7 protein-coding genes are annotated in these 7,447 nt (G+C 71.4%); 4 read left to right on the top strand and 3 right to left on the bottom strand.

Annotated elements, in window-relative coordinates; genetic code table 11:
* From BG482_RS39675 to BG482_RS39665, 3 genes are all read right to left on the bottom strand, one after another.
* Positions 1–659 (bottom strand): NADH-quinone oxidoreductase subunit C (locus BG482_RS39675; protein ID WP_141746726.1); only part of this gene is annotated, 659 nt, incomplete at its 3' end.
* Positions 656–1,348: an NADH-quinone oxidoreductase subunit B gene (locus tag BG482_RS39670; protein ID WP_069774076.1), complete on the bottom strand. Its 693-nt coding sequence runs from the start codon at positions 1,346–1,348 to the stop codon at positions 656–658. The genes BG482_RS39675 and BG482_RS39670, both read right to left, overlap by 4 nt.
* Positions 1,339–1,746, bottom strand: a complete 408-nt coding sequence (locus BG482_RS39665) for an NADH-quinone oxidoreductase subunit A (RefSeq protein ID WP_069774075.1) — start codon at positions 1,744–1,746, stop codon at positions 1,339–1,341. Before BG482_RS39665 ends, BG482_RS39670 begins: the two co-directional genes overlap by 10 nt.
* A gap of 293 nt (positions 1,747–2,039) precedes the next feature.
* On the opposite strand from BG482_RS39665, the gene BG482_RS39660 reads away from it, so the two are divergent.
* From BG482_RS39660 to BG482_RS39645, 4 genes are all read left to right on the top strand, one after another.
* On the top strand, positions 2,040–3,272 hold the full coding sequence (locus BG482_RS39660) for a sensor histidine kinase (RefSeq protein WP_069774074.1): 1,233 nt from the start codon (positions 2,040–2,042) through the stop codon (positions 3,270–3,272).
* A gap of 130 nt (positions 3,273–3,402) precedes the next feature.
* A complete protein-coding gene (locus BG482_RS39655; protein WP_069774073.1) occupies positions 3,403–4,839 on the top strand; it encodes a sensor histidine kinase in 1,437 nt (478 codons plus the stop codon).
* 282 nt (positions 4,840–5,121) lie between these two features.
* Positions 5,122–5,793 carry a response regulator transcription factor gene (locus BG482_RS39650; RefSeq protein ID WP_069774072.1) on the top strand — a complete coding sequence of 224 codons (672 nt, stop codon included), beginning with the start codon at positions 5,122–5,124 and terminating at the stop codon, positions 5,791–5,793.
* Positions 5,794–6,029: 236 nt separating this feature from the next.
* Positions 6,030–7,447: 2-oxoacid:acceptor oxidoreductase family protein (locus tag BG482_RS39645; RefSeq protein WP_069774071.1), on the top strand; the 1,418-nt coding region annotated here is incomplete at its 3' end.

Below are 7,447 nucleotides of genomic sequence, written 5' to 3'. Positions count from 1 at the left end.
CGGACCGGGCGGTCGGCTGCGGGGCGGGCCGGGCGCTCGCCGGCCGCGCGGCCTGCCCCGGCGCGGGTCGGACGGGTCGGGGCCGGCGGGAGCTGGCCCTTCAGGGGGCCCCATTCGTTGGGGTCGGGGACGCCTGGGGGGAGCATCTGGCGGCGCTTGGGTCCGCCGTGCTCTGACTCGCCGGGTTCCTTCGCGCCGGGCCAGGCCTTGGCGACGCGGGCCGCCAGGACGAAGTCCTTGCGCAGGGGGTGTCCTTCGAAGGTCTCCGGGAGGAGGAGGTGGTCGAGGCCGGGGTGTCCCTCGAAGGCGACGCCGAACATTTCGTGCGTCTCGCGTTCGTGCCAGGCGGCGCCGGCGTAGACGTCGACGGCGGTGGCGAGCGTCGGCGCCTCGTGCGGGATGGTCGTACGCACGAGGAGGCGGCGGACCGGGGACAGGGCCACGACGTGCGCGGAGACGCGGAAGCCCGTGCCGGGTTCGTCGACCGCGCTCAGCCAGTCGAAGTAGCTGCAGGACAGGCGGTCGCGAGCCACGCGCAGGGCGTCGGTCCAGGATGCGGAGGGGACGTCGACGGTGAGGACGTCGTACGACTCCTCGGCCGTGGCCTGTGGACCGAAGAGCTCCTCGGCGGGGGCGGGCAGCCAGCCGACCGTGCTCATCGGCCCTCCTCGGACGTGCCCGGAGCATGCTCGGAGGTCGTGGGTTCGGCGGTCGTGGACCGGGTCGGGGGCGGTGGGCTCACCAGGTCGCTCTGCAGGGCGGCCGGGGACGGGCGGGACGTGGACGTGCCGTAGCGCTCGTCCAGCGACTCCCGTGCGATCTTCTCCTGGAGCTTGAGGATGCCCTGGAGCAGCGCCTCGGGGCGCGGTGGGCAGCCCGGCACGTACACGTCCACCGGGATGATCTGGTCGACGCCCTTCGTCACGGAGTACGAGTCCCAGTAGGGGCCGCCGCAGTTGCTGCACGCGCCGAAGGAGATGACGTACTTCGGCTCGGGCATCTGCTCGTAGAGACGCTTGACCGCCGGGGCCATCTTGTCCGTGACGGTGCCGGAGACGACCATCAGGTCCGCCTGGCGCGGGCCCGGCGCGAAGGGGATGACGCCGAGGCGGATGAAGTCGTGGCGGGCCATCGACGCGGCGATGAACTCGATCGCGCAGCAGGCCAGGCCGAAGTTGAAGACCCACAGCGAGTAGCGGCGGCCCCAGTTCAGGACCACCTTCATCGGTTCGGGGGCGAGGCGGGCCAGGGCGCCGAGTCGCTTCGGCTCGGGCAGGTACACGGGCGCCGAAGGCGGCTGCTCCGGCGGGCCGGCCGGCGACGGGCTGGTTTCCGGCGTCACGTCCATGTCAGGACGCCCTTCTTGTAGGCGTACAGCAGGCCCACGGCCAGGAAGCCGAGGAAGACGAACATCTCCACAAGTGTGGCCGCGCCGTAGCCGGGGGCCGCGAAGACCGTCGCCCAGGGGAAGAGGAAGATCGAGTCGACGGCGAAGATCACGTACAGGAAGGCGTAGACGTAGTAGCGGACCTGGGTGTGGGCCCAGCCCTCGCCGACCGGGTCGACGCCGCACTCGTACGTCAGGAGCTTCTCCGGGGTGGGGACCACCGGGCGCAGCAGGCGTCCCGCGCCGAAGGCGACGGCGACGAACAGGACGCCGACGACGGCGAGCAGCCCGACGACGGAATACGACTGGAAGTAGTTCGCAGCGACGTCCGCCGCGACATCGACGGTCGGTTCCCGCACGTCCGTCCCCTCGCTCCCTGACCTCGGCCTGCAGCGGCCTCTGCCGCGGTCTTCATCGCGGTCTCCGCCGTGGTTCCCGCCGTGGTCTCCACTCCGGTCTCCACTGCGGTGTCCACGACGGTCGGCCGTTCGACGATCTGTACGCACGGGAGTCTAGGCCCTGATAAAGGGACAGTAAGCAGCCCGTCACGGCTCGGGACGCGGGGCGGTGCGCGAGGCGGGGGTTTTCCCCCGGCCGAGGAAGGCAGCAGACCTCATGGCGCGCTGCCCTGCGGGACGGCAGGCTGAGCCGTATGACCGCTTCCGCCAGCCATTCCGCCCTCCGACCGGCAACGTCCGGTCCGGGAGGCGCCGGGTACGACGATGATCGTCCGCCCCCGGTCCGTTTCGCCTACGACCCGCAGACCTGGAAGGAGATCGCGCACCTTCTGACGAATCTGCCGATGGCGTTGGCCGGTTTCACCTACGTGATGGCGGTGATCGTCACGGGGGCCGCGATGACGGTCACCGTGGTCGGTTTCCCGTTGCTGATGCTGGGGCTGACCGGGGCGCGGCTGATGGGCCGGTTCGAGCGGTGGCGGGCCCGTCGGCTGCTCGCGGTGCGCATCGACGAACCCAGCCCGCTGCCGCTCAGCCGGGCGGGCGGTCCTCTTCAGCGGATGTGGCTGGCGCTGAAGGACCCGGTGGCCTGGCGCACGGTGCTGTACGACCTGATACGGCTGCCCTGGGGGGTGCTGACGTTCGCCGTGGTCGTCCCGTCCCTCTTCGTGCTGTGGCCGGTGCTGCCGTACCTGGCGCGCGCGCTGACGAACGCGGACCGGGCGATGGTGCGCGGGCTGCTGTCCCCCTCGGACGAGCTGGAGCGGCGGATCGCCGAGCTGGAGTCGGACCGCGGGGTCGTCGTGGACACGGCGGCCGCCGATCTGCGGCGTATCGAGCGCGACCTGCACGACGGGGCGCAGGCCCGGTTGGTCAACCTGGCGATGGGGCTGGGCTTGGCCAAGGAGAAGCTGCTGGAGGGGCAGGCCGACGACGTCGTCGCGGCGATGGTGGAGGAGGCGCACGGCGAGGTGAAGCTGGCGTTGCAGGAGTTGCGGGATCTGGCACGCGGGATCCATCCGGCGGTCCTGACCGACCGGGGCCTGGACGCGGCCCTGTCCTCGGTGGCCTCGCGCTGCACGGTGCCGGTGAAGGTGACAGCCGACCTGCCGTCCAGACCGGCGCAGGCCATCGAGGGCATCGCCTACTTCACCGTCTCGGAGCTGCTGCAGAACGTCAGCAAGCACAGCGGGGCCCGGTCGGCCTCGGTGGACGTGTGGCGGACGGACGACCGGCTCCTCGTCCAGGTGTGGGACGACGGCCGCGGCGGCGCCTCGCTGGACGGCGGGTCGGGGATGCAGGGGCTCGCGGAACGGCTGGACGCCGTGGACGGGCTGTTCGTCGTGGACTCACCGGTGGGGGGTCCCACGACGGTGACGGCGGAGCTGCCCTGGCGCGACCGGGGGGCCGGCGGCCGCGGGAGGTAGGGAAAACCCCCCTTCCGAGACGCCGACGGACTCCATGGTCCGCGCACCCGCGGCCGAGGAGGCTGGGAGGTACGGATCGACAGCTGCGGGACGAGCAGGACGAGCAGGACGACTAGAACGGACGACGCGGATGGCCACGCAGTACGGGCAGTACGGGCAGTACGACCGGTACCGGCAGGACGCCCTGTACCGGGAGGACGACCCGTACCGGGAGGACGACCGGTTCGCGCCAGACGACCGGCCCGGGGGTGCGTACGGGCGCCGGGGCGGGGAGCGCCGGCATCTGTTGCCTGCCGGACTGCGCGAGCCGCTCACGGCGCGCCACTGGCGTGAACTTCTCTACGTGCTGCTCGGTCTGCCGATCGGCGTCGCGCTGTTCACGTTCGCCGTCACGATGCTGTCGCTGGGGGCGGGTCTGCTGGTGACGTTCCTCGGCGTACCGGTGCTGGCGGCGGGCCTGGCCGCGTGCCGGGGGCTCGGGTCGCTGGAACGGGCCCGGGCGCGCGGGCTGCTCGGCCTGGAGGTGGGCGAGCCCGAGCCGTTGCGGGCGCCCCGGAGCGGCGTGATGAGCTGGATGGGCGCGGTCCTCAAGAGCGGAACCTCCTGGCGGAACATGCTGTACGCGGTGTTGCAGTTCCCGTGGGCGGTGTTCTCCTTCGTCGTCACGGTGACGGTGTGGTCGCTCGGCTGGACCATGCTGACGTACCCGCTGTGGTTCTGGGTCATCCCGATGTACGGCGGCCAGGGCGGCATTCAGCTGTACGGCGACGAGCAGCACAGCGTCTACCTCGACAACCCCTTCGAGATCACCGTGACGGCGCTGGTGGGACTGCTGATCACGCTGGCGTCGCCGTGGATCGTGCGGGCGCTGACGACGGTGGACCGGCTGCTGGTGCACGGGCTGCTCGGGCCGTCCTCGCTGGGGGCGCGGGTCGTGGAGCTGGAGTCCGACCGTGGCGTCGTGGTGGACACGGCGGCGGCCGACCTGCGGCGCATCGAGCGCGATCTGCACGACGGGGCGCAGGCCCGGCTGGTCGGTCTGGCGATGGATCTGGGGCTGGCGAAGGAGAAGCTGCGGGAGGACCCGCAGGAGGCGGCGCGCATGGTGGGCGAGGCGCACGGCGAGGTGAAGACGGCGTTGCAGGAGCTGCGCGATCTGGCGCGCGGAATCCATCCGGCGGTCCTGACCGACCGGGGCCTGGACGCGGCCCTGTCCTCGGTGGCCTCGCGCTGCACCGTGCCGGTGAAGGTGGACGTGGATCTGGTGGAGCGGCCCGCGCCGGCCATCGAGGGCATCGCGTACTTCACCGTCTCGGAGCTGCTGCAGAACGTCAGCAAGCACAGCGGGGCCCGGTCCGCCTCGGTGGACGTGTGGCGGACGGACGACCGGCTGATGCTGCAGGTGATGGACGACGGGGTGGGCGGCGCGGACGCCTCGGGCGGCTCCGGGCTGGCCGGCCTCGCCGGGCGGTTGGACGCGGTCGACGGGATCCTGGTCGTGGACTCCCCGGCGGGCGGGCCCACCCGGATCACCGCGGAACTCCCCTGGCGGGGCGGCCTGACCTGAGCCACCCCCGCCCCCGCCCTCGCCCTCGCCGTCCACACTGCCCCCGCTGCTCCCGCTGGCCCCACTGCCACCGCCCGCTGCCGCTGCCCCCACCGCCGCCATCGACCGAGGATGGCCGAAGGTGGCCGAAGGTGGTGGGTGATGGCCGGATTGCCGCCCTTCCCTCCCTTAGTCCCTGCTGTTCTGACCGTTGGCCTGCCCGTTCTCGGGTGCAGACGAGCCGGAAGCTGGAATGCTTGACTGGTTCGACCAACGGGGTGGACGGCTGGGGGGCCGAGGATCGTGGAGGACAGGGTGCGGGTGGTCATCGCCGAGGATTCGGTGCTGTTGCGGGAGGGGCTGACCCGGTTGCTGACCGACCGGGGGCACGACGTGGTCGCGGGGGTCGGGGACGCCGACGCGCTGGTCAAGACCATCACCGAGCTCGACGACGAGGGGGCGCTGCCCGACGTCGTCGTCGCGGACGTGCGGATGCCGCCCACCCATACGGACGAAGGGGTGCGGGCGGCCGTACAGCTGCGCAGGGCGCATCCCGGACTCGGGGTGCTGGTGCTGTCGCAGTACGTGGAGGAGCGGTACGCCACCGAACTGCTGGCCGGTTCCAGCCGCGGGGTCGGGTATCTGCTCAAGGACCGGGTGGCCGAGGTGCGGGAGTTCGTGGACGCCGTGGTGCGGGTCGCCCAGGGCGGCACCGCACTCGACCCGGAGGTCGTCGCGCAGCTCCTCGGACGCAGCCGCAAGCAGGACGTGCTGGCCGGGCTCACACCGCGGGAGCGGGAGGTCCTCGGGCTGATGGCCGAGGGGCGGACGAACTCGGCGATCGCCCGGCAGCTGGTCGTCAGCGACGGTGCGGTGGAGAAGCACGTCAGCAACATCTTCCTGAAGCTCGGCCTGTCCCCGAGTGACGGGGATCACCGCCGGGTACTCGCCGTCCTCACCTACCTCAACACGTAGCGAGGTGTCACCCTGCCCCTCGTCGGGCGGAGAACCTCGGCCTGGATCCGGAGCGTCTGACGCGGTGGCGCCGGGGGGCGGGAAATCATGACCAGCGGGGGCGCCGGGCCGTCTCGGGACAGGGAAACCGTCATACGAGACGCCGAGGGAAGGCGACCCTTACCGACGTAGGCTGATCCGTGGAGGGCCTTCGGGAAGGCCCTCCGGGACAGCCGTCTCGAGGGAGGTCCAGTTCAGTGACCAGTCAGGTCAGCCCAGCGGAACAGGCCGACGGAACCGACGGAGCGGACGCGGCCGTCGTGGGAGAGCAGCGCAGACCGGGTGGGACGAAGGACGTCCGTCGTCTCGACCGGGTGATCATCAGGTTCGCGGGTGACTCGGGCGACGGTATGCAGCTCACCGGCGACCGCTTCACCTCGGAGACGGCGTCGTTCGGCAACGACCTGTCGACCCTGCCCAACTTCCCCGCCGAGATCCGGGCGCCCGCCGGCACCCTGCCCGGCGTCTCCTCGTTCCAGCTCCACTTCGCCGACCACGACATCCTCACCCCCGGCGACGCACCCAATGTGCTCGTCGCCATGAACCCCGCGGCGCTGAAGGCGAACATCGCCGATGTGCCGCGCGGCGCGGAGATCATCGTCAACACGGACGAGTTCACCAAACGGGCGATGCAGAAGGTGGGGTACGCGGCCTCGCCGCTGGAGGACGGGTCCCTCGACGGTTACCAGCTCCATCCGGTCCCGCTGACCACCCTGACCGTCGAGGCTCTCAAGGAATTCGACCTCACCCGCAAGGAGGCCGAGCGCAGCAAGAACATGTTCGCGCTCGGCCTCCTTTCGTGGATGTACCACCGGCCGACCGAGGGCACCGAGAGGTTCCTGAGGTCGAAGTTCGCAAAAAAGCCCGTCGTCGCGGCCGCGAACATCGCCGCGTTCAGGGCCGGGTGGAACTTCGGCGAGACGACCGAGGACTTCGCCGTCAGCTACGAGGTGGCCCCGGCGTCGAAGGCGTTCCCGGTGGGCACCTACCGCAACATCTCCGGGAACCTCGCGCTGTCGTACGGGCTGGTCGCCGCCTCCCGCCAGGCCGATCTGCCGCTGTTCCTGGGCTCGTACCCGATCACCCCGGCCTCGGACATCCTGCACGAGCTCAGCCGGCACAAGAACTTCGGCGTGCGCACCTTCCAGGCGGAGGACGAGATCGCCGGCATCGGTGCGGCACTGGGRGCCGCGTTCGGCGGTTCGCTGGCCGTGACGACCACGTCCGGCCCGGGCGTGGCGCTGAAGTCGGAGACGATCGGGCTCGCGGTCTCCCTCGAACTGCCGCTGCTGGTGATCGACATCCAGCGCGGCGGCCCGTCCACGGGACTGCCCACCAAGACCGAGCAGGCGGATCTGCTGCAGGCSATGTACGGCCGCAACGGGGAGGCCCCGGTGCCCGTCGTCGCGCCGTGCACGCCGGCGGACTGTTTCGACGCGGCGCTGGAAGCGGCCCGGATCGCGCTGACCTACCGCACGCCGGTGATGCTGCTCTCCGACGGCTACCTGGCCAACGGCTCCGAACCCTGGCGGATCCCGGAACCGGAGGAACTGCCGGACCTGCGCGTGCAGTTCGCACAGGGACCCAACCACACGCTGGACGACGGCAGCGAGGT

Source organism: Streptomyces sp. LUP30, from assembly GCF_001746365.1.
Taxonomy (GTDB): domain Bacteria; phylum Actinomycetota; class Actinomycetes; order Streptomycetales; family Streptomycetaceae; genus Streptomyces.
Note: the sequence above shows the minus strand (reverse complement) of the source record. Positions and strands in the feature narration are given on the sequence as shown.

Excerpts from the sequence above, each read along its gene's own strand:
- BG482_RS39670 (WP_069774076.1), bottom strand. The coding sequence starts at position 1,348 with ATGGACGTGACGCCGGAAACCAGCCCGTCGCCGGCCGGCCCGCCGGAG.
- BG482_RS39660 (WP_069774074.1), top strand. The coding sequence starts at position 2,040 with ATGACCGCTTCCGCCAGCCATTCCGCCCTCCGACCGGCAACGTCCGGT.
- BG482_RS39655 (WP_069774073.1), top strand. The coding sequence starts at position 3,403 with ATGGCCACGCAGTACGGGCAGTACGGGCAGTACGACCGGTACCGGCAG.